Origin of the sequence: Streptomyces sp. NPDC006207 (genome assembly GCF_040613835.1) — a bacterium.
GTDB lineage: Bacteria > Actinomycetota > Actinomycetes > Streptomycetales > Streptomycetaceae > Actinacidiphila.
On sequence record NZ_JBEXSX010000008.1, the window covers coordinates 55,824 to 71,906 of the forward strand.

Annotated in this window: 17 protein-coding genes and 1 pseudogene; 11 read left to right on the forward strand and 7 right to left on the reverse strand. The window is 73.4% G+C overall.

Features of this window, described 5'->3' with window-relative positions; all coding sequences use genetic code 11:
* Positions 1 to 53 precede the first annotated feature (53 nt).
* From ABZ312_RS08285 to ABZ312_RS08305, 5 genes are all read left to right on the forward strand, one after another.
* A complete protein-coding gene (locus ABZ312_RS08285; protein WP_500436861.1) occupies positions 54 to 3,329 on the forward strand; it encodes a S41 family peptidase in 3,276 nt (1,091 codons plus the stop codon).
* A gap of 113 nt (positions 3,330 to 3,442) precedes the next feature.
* Positions 3,443 to 3,802: a histidine triad nucleotide-binding protein gene (locus tag ABZ312_RS08290; protein ID WP_500322995.1), complete on the forward strand. Its 360-nt coding sequence runs from the start codon at positions 3,443 to 3,445 to the stop codon at positions 3,800 to 3,802.
* Between the two features lie 6 nt (positions 3,803 to 3,808).
* The gene (locus tag ABZ312_RS08295) at positions 3,809 to 4,723 is read left to right on the forward strand and encodes a ribonuclease Z (RefSeq protein ID WP_500436863.1); all 915 of its coding nucleotides are present in this window, start codon (positions 3,809 to 3,811) and stop codon (positions 4,721 to 4,723) included.
* 40 nt (positions 4,724 to 4,763) lie between these two features.
* Positions 4,764 to 5,753 (forward strand): adenosine deaminase, encoded by a 990-nt coding sequence (locus tag ABZ312_RS08300; RefSeq protein WP_500322997.1) that lies wholly within the window; start codon positions 4,764 to 4,766, stop codon positions 5,751 to 5,753.
* Between the two features lie 82 nt (positions 5,754 to 5,835).
* Positions 5,836 to 6,351 (forward strand): hypothetical protein, encoded by a 516-nt coding sequence (locus ABZ312_RS08305; protein WP_500322998.1) that lies wholly within the window; start codon positions 5,836 to 5,838, stop codon positions 6,349 to 6,351.
* Here the strand turns inward: ABZ312_RS08305 and ABZ312_RS08310 are convergent.
* Both ABZ312_RS08310 and ABZ312_RS08315 read right to left on the reverse strand, forming a co-directional pair.
* Complete coding sequence (locus ABZ312_RS08310) at positions 6,339 to 7,154, reverse strand: HAD family acid phosphatase (protein ID WP_500322999.1); 816 nt, start codon at positions 7,152 to 7,154, stop codon at positions 6,339 to 6,341. The two genes, ABZ312_RS08305 and ABZ312_RS08310, sit on opposite strands and share 13 nt — an antisense overlap.
* 264 nt (positions 7,155 to 7,418) lie before the next feature.
* Positions 7,419 to 8,291, reverse strand: a complete 873-nt coding sequence (locus ABZ312_RS08315) for an FHA domain-containing protein (protein ID WP_500323000.1) — start codon at positions 8,289 to 8,291, stop codon at positions 7,419 to 7,421.
* 127 nt (positions 8,292 to 8,418) lie between these two features.
* On the opposite strand from ABZ312_RS08315, the gene ABZ312_RS08320 reads away from it, so the two are divergent.
* On the forward strand, positions 8,419 to 9,516 hold the full coding sequence (locus tag ABZ312_RS08320) for a carbohydrate kinase family protein (RefSeq protein ID WP_500436865.1): 1,098 nt from the start codon (positions 8,419 to 8,421) through the stop codon (positions 9,514 to 9,516).
* 19 nt (positions 9,517 to 9,535) lie between these two features.
* Here ABZ312_RS08320 and ABZ312_RS08325 read toward each other — a convergent pair whose 3' ends face one another.
* Genes ABZ312_RS08325 through ABZ312_RS08335 form a run of 3 tightly spaced genes read right to left on the reverse strand, consistent with a single transcriptional unit; the run spans position 9,536 to position 10,721 of the window.
* On the reverse strand, positions 9,536 to 9,928 hold the full coding sequence (locus ABZ312_RS08325; protein ID WP_500323002.1) for a type II toxin-antitoxin system VapC family toxin: 393 nt from the start codon (positions 9,926 to 9,928) through the stop codon (positions 9,536 to 9,538).
* On the reverse strand, positions 9,925 to 10,152 hold the full coding sequence (locus ABZ312_RS08330; RefSeq protein WP_500323003.1) for a FitA-like ribbon-helix-helix domain-containing protein: 228 nt from the start codon (positions 10,150 to 10,152) through the stop codon (positions 9,925 to 9,927). The genes ABZ312_RS08325 and ABZ312_RS08330 overlap by 4 nt, the downstream gene beginning before the upstream one ends.
* 53 nt (positions 10,153 to 10,205) lie before the next feature.
* Entirely contained in the window at positions 10,206 to 10,721 is a 516-nt protein-coding gene (locus ABZ312_RS08335; protein ID WP_499511816.1) for a GNAT family N-acetyltransferase, read from the reverse strand.
* Between the two features lie 136 nt (positions 10,722 to 10,857).
* On the opposite strand from ABZ312_RS08335, the gene ABZ312_RS08340 reads away from it, so the two are divergent.
* From ABZ312_RS08340 to ABZ312_RS08350, 3 genes are read left to right on the forward strand one after another with little or no spacing between them, the layout of a single operon-like run.
* Positions 10,858 to 11,871 (forward strand): PhoH family protein, encoded by a 1,014-nt coding sequence (locus ABZ312_RS08340; RefSeq protein WP_499511815.1) that lies wholly within the window; start codon positions 10,858 to 10,860, stop codon positions 11,869 to 11,871.
* A gap of 13 nt (positions 11,872 to 11,884) precedes the next feature.
* The gene (gene ybeY / locus ABZ312_RS08345; protein ID WP_500323005.1) at positions 11,885 to 12,382 is read left to right on the forward strand and encodes an rRNA maturation RNase YbeY; all 498 of its coding nucleotides are present in this window, start codon (positions 11,885 to 11,887) and stop codon (positions 12,380 to 12,382) included.
* Positions 12,383 to 12,387: 5 nt separating this feature from the next.
* Positions 12,388 to 13,719: a hemolysin family protein gene (locus tag ABZ312_RS08350; RefSeq protein WP_500436867.1), complete on the forward strand. Its 1,332-nt coding sequence runs from the start codon at positions 12,388 to 12,390 to the stop codon at positions 13,717 to 13,719.
* Positions 13,720 to 13,725: 6 nt separating this feature from the next.
* Here ABZ312_RS08350 and ABZ312_RS08355 read toward each other — a convergent pair whose 3' ends face one another.
* Positions 13,726 to 14,277 (reverse strand): hypothetical protein, encoded by a 552-nt coding sequence (locus tag ABZ312_RS08355; protein ID WP_500323007.1) that lies wholly within the window; start codon positions 14,275 to 14,277, stop codon positions 13,726 to 13,728.
* Between the two features lie 62 nt (positions 14,278 to 14,339).
* On the opposite strand from ABZ312_RS08355, the gene ABZ312_RS08360 reads away from it, so the two are divergent.
* On the forward strand, positions 14,340 to 14,687 hold the full coding sequence (locus ABZ312_RS08360) for a cytidine deaminase-like protein (RefSeq protein ID WP_500436869.1): 348 nt from the start codon (positions 14,340 to 14,342) through the stop codon (positions 14,685 to 14,687).
* A 21-nt stretch (positions 14,688 to 14,708) separates the two neighbouring features.
* On the opposite strand, the pseudogene ABZ312_RS08365 reads toward ABZ312_RS08360, so the two are convergent.
* Positions 14,709 to 14,975, reverse strand: a pseudogene (locus tag ABZ312_RS08365) (LysR family transcriptional regulator); the annotation flags it as partial.
* Positions 14,976 to 15,117: 142 nt separating this feature from the next.
* Here ABZ312_RS08365 and era point away from each other — a divergent pair.
* Positions 15,118 to 16,071 (forward strand): GTPase Era, encoded by a 954-nt coding sequence (era, locus tag ABZ312_RS08370; protein ID WP_500323009.1) that lies wholly within the window; start codon positions 15,118 to 15,120, stop codon positions 16,069 to 16,071.
* Positions 16,072 to 16,083: the final 12 nt, after the last annotated feature.

A 16,083-nucleotide genomic window follows, 5' to 3' on the forward strand; every position in this document is an offset into this window, starting at 1 on the left:
AATGAGATCGAAAACCCCTGACCAGCAGGGCGCCGGGTGGTTAGTGTGACGACGTGACGCAGCCGCAGCCTTCGCACCCCGCGTACCTCCGCTTCCCGCACCTGCACGGTGACCTGATCACCTTCACCGCCGAGGACGACGTCTGGGCCGCCCCGCTGGACGGCGCCGGCCGGGCCTGGCGGGTCAGCGCGGACAACATGCCCGTCGGCCATCCGCGGTTCTCCCCCGACGGGGCGCTCATCGCGTGGACCTCCACGCGGGACGGCGCACCCGAGGTGCACGTCGCGGCCACCGACGGCGGGCCGTCGAAACGCCTGACGTACTGGGGCAGCGGCCGCACCTCCGTGCGCGGCTGGACGCCCGGCGGCGACGTACTGGCCATCAGCACGTCCGGGCAGGCGTCGCTGCGCCGCACCTGGGCGCGGGCGATCCCGGTCGACGGCGGTCCCGCGTCGACGCTGCCGTACGGGCCGGTCGGCGACGTCGCCCACGGGCCGGACGGGGCCGTGCTGCTGCTGTCGGCCACGATGGGCCGCGAGGCCGCGGCCTGGAAGCGCTACCGGGGCGGCACCGCGGGCAAGCTGTGGATCGACCGCACCGGCGACGGGGAGTTCGAGCGGATCCACGCCGGCCTGGACGGCAACCTGGAGTGCGCGATGTGGGTGGGGGACAGGATCGCCTTCCTCTCCGACCACGAGGGCGTCGGCGCGCTCTACTCCAGCCTCCCCGACGGCGGCGACCTGCGCCGGCACACCGCCGTGGAGGACGGCGGCTTCTACGCGCGGCAGGCCGCCACCGACGGCACCCGCGTCGTCTACACCAGCACCGGCCGGTTGTTCCTGCTGGACGACCTCGACGGCGCGCAGGCCCGCCCGGTCGAGGTACGCCTCGGCGGCCAGCGTGCCGACCTGCAGCCGCACCCGGTCCACGCGGCCCACCACCTCGGCGACGCCCGGCCCGACCACACCGGCCGTGGCAGCGCGGTGGAGATCCGCGGCACCACGCACTGGGTCACCCACCGCGGCGGCCCGGCGCGGGCGTTGTCCGCCGAGCCGGGTGTGCGCACGCGGCTGCCGCGGGTGTTCGGCGGCGAGGGCGACCAGCAGGTCGTCTGGGTCACCGACGCCGAGGGCGAGGACGCGCTGGAGATCGCCCCCGCGGCGGGCTCCGGCACTGCCGCGCCCCGCAGGCTGGCCGCGGGGCGGCTCGGCCGGGTCCTGTCCATGAGCGTGTCCCCGGACGGCCACCGGATCGCCGTCGCCTCGCACGACGGCCGGGTGCTGCTCGTCGAGGCCCAGACCGGTGAGGTCCGCACCGTCGTCGAGGGCGAGCACGGCCCCGCGAGCGGCCTCGCCTTCTCGCCCGACTCGGCCTGGCTCGCGTGGTCGCACGCCGGTCCCGACCCGCTGCGCCAGCTCAAGCTCGCCTCGACCGCCGACCTCACCGTCGTCGACGCGACCCCGCTGCGCTTCCGGGACTTCTCGCCCGCCTTCACCGCCGACGGCAAGCACCTGGCGTTCCTGTCCGAGCGCTCCTTCGACCCGGTCTACGACGAGCACGTCTTCGACCTCGCCTTCCTCGGTTCCTGCCGCCCCCACCTGATCACGCTCGCCGCCACCACGCCCTCGCCCTTCGGCCCGCAGCGCCACGGGCGGCCGGTCGACTCCTCGTCCGAGGACAAGGACGGCGACGACCGCGGCCAGGACGAGGGCAAGAAGGACTCCCGCAAGGAGGACGGCGAGGACCGGCACCGCACCCCCGTCACCAAGGTGGACGCCGAGGGCCTGGCCGACCGCATCGTGCCCTTCCCGGTGGAGGCTGCCCGCTACTCCACGCTGCGCGCGGCCAAGGACGGCGTCCTGTGGCTCCGGCACCCCGTGCGCGGCGTCCTGGGGGCGAGCCTGGCCTCGCCCGAGGCCGAGCCGCCGTCCACCGCGCTGGAGCGGTACGACCTCAAGCAGCTGCGCGTGGAGGACATCGCCGACGACGCCGACGACTACGCCGTCAGCGGGGACGGCAACAAGGTGCTGGTGACGTCCGGTCACCGGCTGCGGGTGGCGGCGGCCGACCACAAGTCGGCACCGTCCGACGACGAGACCGACAGCAACGTGACCGTCGACCTCTCCCGGGTCCGCGTCACCGTGGACCCGCAGGCCGAGTGGCGTCAGATGTACGACGAGTCGCACCGGCTGATGCGGGACAACTTCTGGCGCGCCGACATGGGCGGCGTCGACTGGGACGGCGTGCGCGAGCGCTACCGGCCCGTCCTGGACCGGGTCGCCACCCACGACGACCTCGTCGACCTGCTCTGGGAGGTGGCGGGCGAGCTCGGCACCTCGCACGCCTACGTCACCCCGCCCGGCGGCCGCGGTGACGCGCTGAACCGCCAGGGCCTGCTCGGCGCGGACCTCGCCCGCGACGCGGACGGCGTGTGGCGGGTGGAGCGCGTGCTGCCCTCGGAGACCTCCGACCCCCGGGCCGGGTCCCCGCTGGCCGCGCCGGGCGTCGCGGTCCGCGCCGGCGACGCGATCCTCGCGGTGGACGGACGGCCCGTGGACCCGCTGGGCGGCCCCGGCCCGCTGCTGCTCGGCACCGTGCGCAAGCCCGTGGAGCTCACCGTCGGCCCGGCCGACGGCGGGGCGGTGCGCCATGTCGTCGTCGTGCCCATCGGGGACGAGGAGCCGCTGCGCTACCACGACTGGGTGGCCGGGCGCCGGGCGTACGTGCGCGAGCTGTCCGGCGGACGGCTGGGGTACCTGCACGTGCCCGACATGGTCGGCTCCGGCTGGGCCCAGATCCACCGCGACCTGCGCGTGGAGGTCACCCGGGAGGGTCTGGTCGTGGACGTGCGGGAGAACCGCGGCGGCCACACCTCCCAACTGGTCGTGGAGAAGCTGGCGCGGCGGATCGTGGGCTGGGACCTGCCGCGCGGGCTGCCCGCCTTCAGCTACCCGCTGGACGCTCCGCGCGGGCCCGTCGTGGCCGTCGCGAACGAGTTCTCCGGCTCGGACGGCGACATCGTCAACGCGGCGATCAAGGCGCTGGGGATCGGGCCCGTGGTGGGCACCAGGACCTGGGGCGGCGTCATCGGCATCGACTCCCGCTACCACCTGGTCGACGGGACGCTGGTCACCCAGCCGAAGTACGCCACGTGGCTGGAGGGCGTGGGCTGGGACGTGGAGAACCACGGTGTCGACCCGGACGTGGAGGTCGTCCACACCCCGCAGGACTGGGCCGCCGGGCGCGACCCGCAGCTGGACGAGGCCGTGCGCATCGCCCTGGAGGCGCTGGAGGCCAATCCGGCCCGTACCGCGCCCCCGTTGCCCTAGCGGCGTGGGCGGGGCGGGGCCCGGTGCGACCCGGGCCCCGCGCCGGCGCGCCGCCGCGAGGGGCACCGGTAGCATGCGGGACGTACTGATCAACCCCTGGACGGAGGCGTCAGGTGGCGGGAGAACCGCAGGCGGACTGCCTGTTCTGCAAGATCGTCGCGGGGAGCATCCCCGCGACCGTCGTGCGGGAGACCGAGACGACGGTCGCGTTCCGCGACATAAACCCCCAGGCGCCGACGCACGTCCTGGTCATCCCCAAGGCGCACTACCCGGACGCCGCCGCACTGGCCGCCCAGGCGCCCCAGCTCGCCGCGGACGTGCTGCGGGAGGCGGGCGAGGTCGCGGCCGGGGACAAGGTGGACGGCACCGGCTACCGGGTCGTCTTCAACACCGGCGCGGGGGCGGGCCAGACCGTCTTCCACGCGCACGCCCACGTGCTGGGCGGCCGTGGCCTCGAGTGGCCTCCCGGATAACCACCGGTGTCCGCACGTGAATTGGTCGTGCTCGGCACGGCCAGCCAGGTCCCGACCCGGCACCGCAACCACAACGGCTACTTCCTGCGCTGGGACGCCGAGGGCATCCTCTTCGACCCGGGGGAGGGCACCCAGCGTCAGATGCTGCGGGCCGGTGTGGCGGCGCACGACCTCACCAGGCTGTGCGTGAGCCACTTCCACGGGGACCACAGCCTGGGCCTGGCCGGGGTGATCCAGCGGATCAACCTGGACCGGGTGCCCCACCCGATCACCGCCCACTACCCCGAGTCGGGCAGGCGGTTCTTCGACCGGCTGCGGTACGCCACCGCCTACCGCGAGACCGTGCGGCTGCGCGAGGAACCGGTGGCGGGCGAGGCCGCGGTGCTGGTCGACTCCGAGGCCTTCCTGCTGGAGGCGCGCCGGCTGTTGCACCCGGTGGAGGCGTACGGCTACCGGCTGGTCGAGCCCGACGGGCGCCGCATGCTGCCGGAGCGTCTGGCCGCGCACGGCATCACCGGCCCGGCGGTGGGCCGGCTGCAGCGCGAGGGCGAGGTGGACGGGGTGACGCTCGCCGAGGTGAGCGAGACGCGCCCGGGCCAGCGCTTCGCCTTCGTGATGGACACCCGGCTGTGCGACGCGGTGTACGCCCTCGCCGACGGCTGCGACCTGCTCGTCATCGAGGCGACCTTCCTGGACGAGGACGCCGCGCTCGCCGAGGAGCACGGCCACCTGACGGCCGGCCAGGCAGCCCGGGTGGCGGCCGAATCGGGCGTACGACACCTGGTGCTCACGCACTTCTCGCAGCGCTACACCGACCCGGCGGACTTCGAGCGCCAGGCCCGGGACGCGGGTTTCCAGGGCGAGCTGACGGTCGCCCAGGACCTCGGCCGGGTCGCCGTGCCGAAGCGCCGCCAGGCCTAGCCGGAGCCGTCCGCACCCCTGTGACCTGTACGGTTGCGAGGTGAGCATCCCGAAGGCCGAACTCCACCTGCACATCGAAGGCACCCTCGAACCCGAACTCGCCTTCACCCTCGCCGAGCGGGGCGGGGTCGACCTGCCCTACGCCTCGACCGAGGAGCTGCGGCAGGCCTACTCCTTCAGCGACCTGCAGTCCTTCCTGGACCTGTACTACGCGCTCATGGCCGTGCTCCGCACCGAGCAGGACTTCGCGGACCTCGCAGACGCCTACCTCGCCCGGGCCGCCGCGCAGGGCGTGCGGCACGCCGAGGTCTTCTTCGACCCGCAGGCGCACACCGCGCGCGGCGTCCCGATCGGCACCGTCGTCGAGGGCCTGGCGCGGGCGCTGGACGGCAGCCGGGAGCGGCACGGCGTCAGCACGCGGCTGATCATGTGCTTCCTGCGGGACGAGCCGGCCGAGTCCGCGCTGGAGACCTTCGAGGCCGCCCGGCCCCACCTGCACCGGATCAGCGCCGTCGGCCTGGACTCCGCCGAGGTCGGCCACCCGCCGTCGAAGTTCCGCGCGGTCTACGAGGCCGCTGCCGCGGCGGGCCTGCGCCGGGTCGCGCACGCGGGTGAGGAGGGCCCGCCGGCGTACGTGTGGGAGGCGCTGGACGTGCTCGGCGTCGAACGGATCGACCACGGCATCCGCAGCATGGAGGACCCGGAGCTGGTGGCCCGGCTGGTCCGCGACCAGGTGCCGCTGACCGTCTGCCCGCTGTCCAACGTGCGGCTGCGCTGCGTGGACACCCTCGCCGACCATCCGCTGCCCGCCATGCTCGACGCGGGGCTGCTGGTCACCCTGAACTCCGACGACCCCGCCTACTTCGGCGGCTACGCGGGCGACACCTTCGACGCCGTGGCCGGTGCGCTCCCGCTCGGCGAGGACGCCCTGCGCCGGCTCGCCCGCAACTCCTTCCTGGCCGCCTTCCTCGACGACGACGAGGAACTGCGCGCCCGGTACCTCGCCGAGGTGGACGCCCACACGTTCTGAGCCCGCTCTGAGTGCGTGCGCGCGTGCCGGCATGAGTACGCGCACTCATGCGGGCCGCACCGCGCGGGCGGAGCATGGAGTCATGCGAAGGCACCTGATACGGCCCGCAGCGGCCGTCACGCTGATCGTGACCACGCCCGTCGCCACCTGGGGGCTCATGGGCCGGCAGGACGCGGCCGGCTTCGAACCCGCCGAACTGGACTACCTGGTACGGCCCTTCGCCATCCCGGAGGGGGCGGAGACCGCGATCGGCGTGGCCGCGGCCGTGCTGGCCGCCGGCGCGGCCGTGCTGCTGGGCCGGGCCTCCCGTCCCGGGCCGGACCGCTTCGACGGCCGGTGGTGGGAGGTCATCGGGCCGCTGCTCGCGGCGGGGCTGCTGGCCGGAGCGATCTGGCGGACGGTGACCGCCGGGGTCATCGGCGCCAACATCGGCGCCGGGCTGGCGATCCTGCTCGGCGGCCCGGTGGTCGCCGGGCTGGTGCTGTGGTCGCTGGGCCGGGGCCTGTGGCTGGCCCGCGCGCGGCGCCGCGGCACCCGCCCCCCGCGCGGGGGGACGGGCACCGCGGGCTGGCGGCCCGCCGCCGGTCAGGGCACGTAGTACATCGGGTTGGGGAGCTTGAACGACTTGTCGGCGTGCCCGCCGTTCAGGTCGCTGTACTGGTCGCCGAAGTTGGCGACGATGTCGTACCCCTGCGCCTCGATGTGGGCCCGGGTGCCCGCCTTGTAGTCGACGGTGGAGCAGGTCCACGTCGGGGCGGAGCAGGGCAGGTAGTCGGTCGCGACCTTGTTCTTGAGGAAGAAGTGCGCCGGGTCGGCGCTGGAGGTGTAGCCGGCGGTCCCGAGGTTGCGGACGCTCGCGGCGCGCTGCGTCTCCGGGCGGCCGGTGATCCAGAAGACCGTCACGCCGTGGTCGGCGGCCCAGTTGGCCAGCTGGGGCATGCCGAAGACCGGGGCCATGTCCTTGTTCTGGATGTAGGCGTCGTTCGAGGCCGGCGTGTAGTTGAAGCCCACCTCCAGCTCGTAGTTGTACGTCAGCAGGGACGTGTCGTCGACGTCCAGGACAATCGCGGGCTTGCCGTGGCGGTGGTGCGCGGACTTCGCGAGGGCGTCCCGCAGGTAGTCCTGGGCCTTCTTCTCGATGCCGGCGACCTGCTTGGCGTAGTTGCCGTCGGTCGCGGCCTGGTGCTCACCGGAGGCGTCGACGGTGTCGCCGTAGTACGCCTTGATGTCGTTGACCACGTCGGTCAGGTTGGGGATCTGCTTGTCGCTGCGCGGCACGGAGGTGTCCGCGGTCGCCGCGCCGACCCCGTAGAGAGTGGCGGCCGCCGCCACCGCGGCGACGGCGGCGGCGAGGGTGCGGGTGCGCCCGCGGGTGAACACGGACGGTCTGGCTGCGGGCATCTGGGGGGCTCCTTCGATCCGGCCGGAGGGCACGCACGGCCGGGCCCACGCGCTTCGGGGGAACGCCCGGCCCTGCGGGGCTCGTTGACGCGGCGACGCTAGGGGCCCCGATCATGCTGGTCAAGGGCTGTCTACGCGCGATGACCCCCAATCGCCGCCCGAGGACGGATCAGCCCAGGTCGCCACGTGCGGAAAGGACCGGCAAAGCTTTGGTATGCCGCCGCGGCCGGGCCCCGCGCCGCCGTGCCCGTACCCGCCCGAGGGTCAGTGGCGGTGCCGTCCCGGGCGCCGCCGCCCCGGTGCGGCGCCCCTCCTGCGGGTGGCCCTCGACAGAGCCGCGCCGCCCGCGAAGAGCACGACGCCCACCGCGAACGCGGTGAAGCCCAGCGGTGCCTTCGGCAGTCCCCACAGGGTCTCCGCGAAGGGGTCCGGCGGGGCCTGCGCACTGCCCACGCCGCCCAGCAGGCTGAGGATCAGGGACACCCAGACGGCGAACCCGGCAAGCGCCACCAGCACCCCGGCGGCCATGAGCACCCGGCCCGGCCCGCGCACCCGGAACAGCCCGGTGCAGGCCTCCTCGGCGGCCCCGGGGTCGTCCGCCTCCCGCCCGTCGCCGCCGGCCCCGTAGTGCCGGCGCCCGGCGAGGTACTGCGCGCGCCCGGACGGGTAGCGGCGGGTGGGGCCGGGCCCGGACCGGCCCCGGGTGTCCCCGAGGTCGTGGAGCACGGTCAGCGGCGAGGGAGTGCCACCCGGGCCATCCGCGGTTTCCGCGGCCTCTCCGGCTTCCGGGCGGTCCGCCTCGTCCCCGGGGTCCGCCTGCCGGGCCGACTCCACCGACAGCCGCAGCTCGACGTGGCCGATACGGAGCAGGTCACCGTCGTGGAGGGGGCGCGGTGCGTCGAGCAGGGTCCCGTTGAGGTAGGTGCCGTTGGTCGAGCCGAGGTCGCTGAGCACCACGTGGCTCCCGGCGCGGTTCATCGCGGCGTGCCGCCGGCTCACGCCCTCCTCGTCGAGCCGGATCCCGCTGCCGGCGAGCCTGCCGATCTCGCAGTAGCCGGCCGGTACGGGGTAGGCCCGTCCGGTGTCCGGCCCCGTGGTCACGATCAGTTGTGGCGGTGCGGCCGAGTGTCCGGGCATCTCCAGCCCCTGGGGGTCATCCGCTTTCCCTCAGGATCCGTCCGCGTCCCCGTGCGGACAAACGCTGGTCACGGCCCCGGGCGCGCGTACGATCGGTCGGAACGACACCAGGTCGGGAGGAGCCCGGGTGGAAGACCAGCCCGTCCTCGACCCGCTCGCGGCGGTGCGCGGGCCGGACGACCCGGAGACCGATGTGTACCTGACCGGCACGGTCTTCCTGGACATCATCTTCACCGGTCTCGACAGCGCGCCCGTGCGCGGCACCGAGTCCTGGGCGCGCGGCATGGGATCGAGTCCCGGCGGCGTGGCCAACATGGCGACCGCCCTCGCCCGGCTGGGGCTGCGCACCTCGCTCGCGGCCGCCTTCGGCGACGACGTGTACGGGGACTACTGCTGGGACGCCCTCGCGGTGGGGGAGGGCATCGAGCTGGAGCTGTCCCGCAAGATCCCCGGCTGGCACTCGCCGGTCACGGTCTCCATGGCGTACGAGGGCGAGCGCACCATGGTCAGCCACGGCCACGAGGCGCCGCCGCCCGAGGAGCCCGCGCCGCTCTGCCCGCCGCCGAGCCGGGCGTGCGTGGCCTCGCTGGTGCCCGGGGTCCCGCAGCAGGAGTGGATCGGCACCGCCGCCGGGCGGGGCAGCCGGATCTTCGCCGACGTCGGCTGGGACGACAGCGGCCGCTGGGACAGCGCGGACCTGGCGGACCTGGCGCACTGCGAGGCCTTCCTGCCGAACGCCGCCGAGGCCATGCGCTACACCCGCACCGACTGCCCCCGGGCCGCCGCCCGCAAGCTCGCCGAGCTGGTCCCGCTGGCGGTGGTGACGCTCGGCGCCGAGGGCGCGTACGCGGTCGACTCCGCCGCCGGCCAGGTCGCCGAGGTGCCGGCGCTGTCGGTGGAGGCGCTGGACCCCACGGGCGCCGGGGACGTCTTCGTCGCGGGCTTCCTGACCGGCACCCTGGCCGGCTGGTCGCTCGCCGACCGGCTGGCCTTCGCGTGCCTCACGGCCGCGCTGTCGGTGCAGGAGTTCGGGGGCTCGCTCTCGGCGCCCGGCTGGATCGAGATCGCGGCCTGGTGGCAGCACGCCAAGGCCTACGACGACCAGGACCGCTCGGCGCTGCGCCGCTACGCCTTCCTGGACGACCTGCTGCCCACCGGCACCCGCCGCTGGCCCCTGCGCCGCGCCGTGCCGACGATCGGCTTCCGTCCGCCGCCCTTCCGCTGACGCGGTGGCGGAGCCGGCGTCAGGCGATCACGTCGACGGGGCAGCGGGCCGCCTTCGCGCGCTCGATGCGGGCGTCGCCCGTGACCAAGGTGCACCCCAGGTGTTCGGCGAGCGCTGCGTACGAAGCGTCGTACGCGGAGAGGTTGGCGCGCAGCTCCCAGATGCGATCGAGCAGGGCGTATCCCGGCATGCGCTGGATCGGCAGGGCGGACAGCAGGGTGATCGCCGTCTCCGCCGAGGCCTGCCCCAGCTTCCCTCCGAGCGACAGGCCGCGGATCGCATGGGCCGCCTCGAACTCGATGAGGGCCGGCGCGTGCAGGGTCTCGCCGGCCATCCGTTTGCGCGCGAGATCGCCCAGTGGGCCGGCGTGGGTGAGGGCGAGGACGAGTGCGGACGCGTCGACGACGATCACTCGCGGCGCCCCTCGTCGATGTGTCCGAGCAGGTCCGCCACGGTGTAGTCGGCTGTCGCCGCCTTCCGGGCGCTGGCCAGTATGTCGTCGACCGTCGGTGTTCTCGCCTGTTCGATCAGCCTCTGGCGCAGGTACTCGTTCAGGGACTGGTGCGCCTCGATCGCGCGGTGTTTGAGGGTGCGGTGCACGTCGTCGGGGACGTCCTTGATCTGGATGTTCGCCATGCCGTCACGCTAACATGCGAAACGCATGCTTGCATGCGTTTCGCATGCTGGCGTCAGACCCGGCGCTCCAGGATCCGGCCCGGCCAGGGGGCGCCCTCGGCCTGGGGCACGGTGAAGGGCTGGGCGAGGGTGAAGCCCAGGGCCTCGTACTGCCGGACGAGCCGGCCCTCGCCGCCCGCGTAGCAGTCGACCCGCAGCAGCGGGATGCCGCGGCGCCGCGTCTCGGCGACGGCGTCGTCCACCAGGGCCGCGCCGATGCCGCTGCCGGACAGCGCCCGGTCGGTGACGAGCAGCCGCAGGTACAGCTCGCGCCCGTCCACGGGCGGGGCGTAGTCGGGCTTCTCCTCGGCCAGCACGCACACGCCCACCACCCGGCCGTCGGCCACGGCCGCGCGCAGCAGGTACTCCTTCGCGTACCGGGCCACGCGCTCCACCGCCGGGGGCCGGGAGGACCAGGGGCGGGTGCCCCACTGGCCGGTGTGGCCGCGGGCGGTCAGCCAGGCGACGGCTCCGTCCAGCAGGGCGAGCGTCGCGGGCAGGTCCTCGGGTCCTCCGGTGCGGATCTCCATCCCGCAGTTCTACCCGGCGCGTGACGCAGCGTAAAACCCCTCGGCACCCCAGCCGCACCGACGTACCCTTGAACCCCAAGCCCAGTGGCATGTCGAACAGCAGAAGGCGGGATGAGCAGGCCGTCGAGCCTGGCCCATGACTCAGACACCGACAACGCAGCAACCGCAGGCGAGCGCCCACTTCGTCGTACCGGCCAAGCACCCCATGGTGACGGTCCTGGGGTCCGGTGACTCGCTCCTGCGCGTGATAGAGCAGGCGTTCCCGGCCGTCGACATCCATGTACGAGGCAATGAGGTCAGCGCGAGCGGTGAATCCGCGGACGTCGCGCTGGTCCAGCGCCTCTTCGACGAGATGATGCTGGTACTGCGCACAGGCCAGCCGATGACGGAGGACGCAGTGGAGCGGTCGATCGCCATGCTCCGCCAGGACAGCGGAGCCGACGGCCTGGAGGAGACCCCCTCCCAGGTGCTCACCCAGAACATCCTTTCCAGCCGGGGCCGCACCATCCGCCCCAAGACCCTCAACCAGAAGCGCTACGTCGATGCGATCGACAAGCACACGATCGTGTTCGGCATCGGCCCCGCCGGTACCGGCAAGACCTACCTGGCCATGGCCAAGGCCGTCCAGGCGCTGCAGTCCAAGCAGGTCAACCGGATCATCCTGACCCGCCCCGCCGTCGAGGCGGGCGAGCGGCTCGGCTTCCTGCCGGGCACGCTCTACGAGAAGATCGACCCGTACCTGCGTCCGCTGTACGACGCGCTGCACGACATGATCGACCCCGACTCGATCCCGCGCCTCATGGCGAGCGGGACGATCGAGGTCGCTCCTCTGGCGTACATGCGCGGCCGCACGCTCAACGACGCCTTCATCATCCTCGACGAGGCGCAGAACACCAGCGCCGAGCAGATGAAGATGTTCCTCACCCGGCTCGGCTTCGACTCCAAGATCGTCATCACCGGTGACGTCACCCAGGTCGACCTCCCCGGTGGCACGAAGAGCGGACTGCGCCAGGTCGTGGACATCCTGGACGGCGTCGAGGACGTGCACTTCTCGCGCCTGACGAGCACGGATGTCGTACGCCATAAGCTGGTCGGGCGCATCGTGGACGCATACGAGCGCTACGACGACCTCAACGGCAACCGAAAGTAGCCACCGAAGCACTATGGCGATCGACGTCAACAACGAATCCGGCTGGGACTTCGACGAGGCGGCGGTGCTCGACATCAGCCGCTACGCCCTGCAGCACATGCGTATCCACCCCCTGTCCGAGCTCTCCGTCATCGCGGTCGACGCCGACGCCATGGAGCAGCTGCACGTCCAGTGGATGGACGAACCGGGGCCCACCGACGTCATGTCCTTCCCGATGGACGAGCTGCGTCCCGGGAAGGAGGACGAGGAGCCCCCGCAGGGACTGCTCGGGGACATCGTGCTCTGTCCCGAGGTCGCCAAGAAGCAGGGCGACGAGGCCGTGACCAAGCACTCCATGGACGAGGAGCTGCAGCTGCTCACCGTCCACGGGGTGCTGCACCTGCTCGGTTACGACCACGAGGAGGCCGACGAGAAGGCCGAGATGTTCGGTCTGCAGAAGGCCATCCTCGACGGCTGGCGCGCCGAGCGCGGCATCCAGGGGCCGTCGCCGGCCCCGACGACCACCCACTGATCGCGATGGTGGTCTTCGCCGTCCTGCTGGTCGTCGTCGCCTGGCTGGCCGCCTGCGCCGAGGCCGGCATCGCCCGCACCTCCCGCTTCCGGGCGGAGGCGGCGGTGCGGGCCGGCCGGCGCGGGGCGGACAAGCTGCTGGCGGTCTCCTCGGATCCCACCCGCTACCTCAACGTCGCGCTGCTGGTCCGGGTGGCCTGCGAGATGGCGGCGGCGGTGCTCGTCACCGTCGTCTGCGTCCGGCACTTCGAGCAGACCTGGCAGGCGGTCCTGGTGGCGGTCGCCGTCATGATCGTCGTCTCGTACGTCGCGGTGGGCGTCTCGCCCCGCACGATCGGCCGCCAGCACCCGCTGAACACAGCCACCGCGGCGGCTTACGTGCTGCTGCCGCTGGCCCGCGTCATGGGCCCGGTCCCGGCGCTGCTGATCCTGCTCGGCAACGCGCTCACCCCCGGCAAGGGCTTCCGCCAGGGCCCGTTCGCCTCCGAGGCGGAGCTGCGCGCGCTGGTCGACCTCGCGGAGAGCGAGTCCCTCATCGAGGACGAGGAGCGCCGCATGGTGCACTCCGTCTTCGAGCTCGGCGACACCCTGGTGCGCGAGGTGATGGTGCCGCGCACCGAACTGGTGGCCATCGAACGCTTCAAGACGATCCGGCAGGCCATGACCCTGGCGCTGCGCAGCGGTTTCTCGCGCATCCCGGTCACGGGCGAGAGCGAGGACGACATCGTCGGCATCGTCTACCTCAAGGACCTCGCCCGCCGCGTGCACATCAACCGGGACGCCGAGACCGACCCGGTCTCCTCGCTGATGCGCCCGGCCTTCTTCGTCCCCGACACCAAGAACGCCGGCGACCTGCTGCGCGAGATGCAGCGCGAGCGCAACCACGTCGCCGTCGTCATCGACGAGTACGGCGGCACGGCCGGCGTCGTCACCATCGAGGACATCCTGGAGGAGATCGTCGGCGAGATCACCGACGAGTACGACCGCGAGGTGCCGCCCGTGGAGGAGCTGGGCGGGGGCCGTTACCGCGTCACCTCCCGCCTCGACCTCGGAGACCTGGGCGAGCTCTACGGCGTGGACCTGGACGACGAGGACGTCGAGACCGTCGGCGGCCTGCTCGCCAAGACCCTCGGCCGGGTGCCGATCCCCGGTGCCTCCGCCGTCGTCGGGCTCCCCGAGACCGCCTCGGCCCCGCACGCCCCCGCCGCGCTCCGGCTCACCGCGGAGGCCCCGTCGGGCCGCCGCAACCGCATCGGGGCGGTCCTCGTCGAGCCGGTCCCGGTCGTCGCGGAGGACCCCTCGGGCCCGGAGCCGGACGGGGCGATGCACGGCGGGTAGCGCCGGTCAGCCCTGGTCGACGAGCGGGACGCCGGGGGCGAAGTGTTCCAGCGCGGCGGCCAGGCGTCGGCGGTCGAGCCGCCAGCCGTTCACCTGGCGGGACGCTATGACCAGGTCGAACGGTACGGGGACCAGGGCCCCCGCGACGGCGCGTGCCAGCGCGCCCTGCCCGGGGCCGGGCAGGGGCGGAGCGCCCTCGCGGCGCTGCACCCCGATCCAGGGCACCCGGTGGCCGTACGGGACCGGCTGCTTCCACAGCACCACGGCGGTGACGTCCTCCCACGGCACGTGCGCGGTGGTGGCCCGGTAGCGCAGGGGCACCCCGCCGAGGAGCACGCCCGTGGCGTCGACGCGCAGGGCGACCCTGCGGGTCAGCGAGTTCGCGGCGATGAGCAGCCCGCCGCCGCCGAAGAGGACGCCTCCCGCGATCCGCAGGGGGAAGCCCATGCCCGGCATCACCAGGACCGCGGTGAAAACGACCGCCCCCAGCAGCACGGCGACGGTTCGGCGGTCGAAGCCGTAGCGCGCCTCGTAAGCCGGCTTCGCGTCGTCATCCATGCCGAGATCATGACAATGCCCTGCCCCCGAGGGGAACCCTCGGGGACGGATACGCTGACCGCATGAGCGACGAGCTGCAGCCGGAAGACCGCAAGATCATCACCCTGGCCCGCTCCGCCCGCGCCCGCAACGGCGTCGCCGAGGGGGCGGCCGTGCGCGACGAGACGGGGCGCACCTACGTGGCGGGGACCGTGGCCCTTCGGTCGTTGTCGCTCAGCGCGCTGCGGACGGCGGTGGCCATGGCGGTCGCCAGCGGTGCCACGTCCCTGGAGGCGGCGGCCGTGGTGTCCGAGGCGGACGCGGTGCCGGACGAGGACCGTGCGGCCGTGCGCGACCTGGGCGGCGCGGGCACGCCGGTGCTGCTGGCCGGCCCCGACGGAGTCGTCCGGGCGAGGGTCGAAGCGGGCTGAGCCGGCGCCGGCTCAGCCGCCGGGCCCTGCAGAACGGGCCGCGCGCAGGGCGTGCTCCCAGTCGCCGACCAGGGCGCGTGCGGCGGGCAGCAGCGCCTCGCCCTGCACGGTGAGGCCGACGCCGCGGGGCCCGCGGTCGAAGAGGCGGAAGCCGAGCTGCCGTTCCAGGGCGCGGATCTGCTTGGAGAGCGCGGGCTGGGAGATGCGCAGCCGCTCGGCGGCCCGGGTGAAGTGCAGTTCGTCCGCGACCGTGACGAAGTAGCGGAGGTCACGCACGTGGACGTCCATATCCATCGGTTATAGCAGCGGATCGTGGCCTGCGCCGTGCCCTCGGGGGAACACCGGGCGACACCCGGGGGAACGGCCGCTCCGGTCCCCCGGGCGGCGGCGCCGCCCGGGGGCGTCAGCGGGGCCCGGTGGATCAGGGACAATGGTCGCCATGAGCGTTCGCACCGAGACGACCCCCGCCCCCGCCCACCGGGCCGGCTTCGCCTGCTTCGTGGGCCGCCCCAACGCGGGCAAGTCCACCCTGACCAACGCTCTGGTCGGCACGAAGGTGGCCATCACCTCCAACCGGCCGCAGACCACCCGGCACACCGTGCGCGGCATCGTGCACCGCCCGGACGCCCAGCTGGTCCTGGTCGACACCCCGGGTCTGCACAAGCCGCGCACCCTGCTCGGCGAGCGGCTCAACGACGTCGTCCGCACCACCTGGGCCGAGGTCGACGTGATCGGCTTCTGCCTGCCCGCCGACCAGAAGCTCGGCCCCGGCGACCGCTACATCGCCAAGGAGCTGGCCGAGGTCCGCAAGACCCCCAAGGTCGCCATCGTCACCAAGACCGACCTGGTGGACTCCAAGCGCCTCGCCGAGCAGTTGGTCGCCATCGACCTGCTCGGCGCCGAACTGGGCATCGAGTGGGCCGAGATCGTCCCGGTCTCCGCCGTCGGTGACAAGCAGGTCTCGCTCCTGGCCGACCTCCTCGTCCCGCTGCTCCCGGAGGGTCCGGCCCTCTACCCGGAGGGCGACCTCACCGACGAGCCCGAGCAGGTCATGGTCGCCGAGCTGATCCGCGAGGCGGCGCTCGAGGGCGTACGGGACGAGCTGCCGCACTCCATCGCCGTCGTGGTCGAGGAGATGCTGCCGCGCGAGGGCCGCCCGGCGGAGAAGCCGCTGCTGGACGTGCACGCCAACATCTACATCGAGCGCCCCAGCCAGAAGGGCATCATCATCGGCCCCAAGGGCTCCCGCCTGAAGGAGGTCGGCACCAAGTCCCGCCGCCACATCGAGGCGCTGCTCGGGACGCCGGTCTTCCTCGACCTGCACGTGAAGGTCGCCAAGGACTGGCAGCGCGACCCCAAGCAGCTGCGCAAGCTCGGCTTCTAGGACGACACGGCC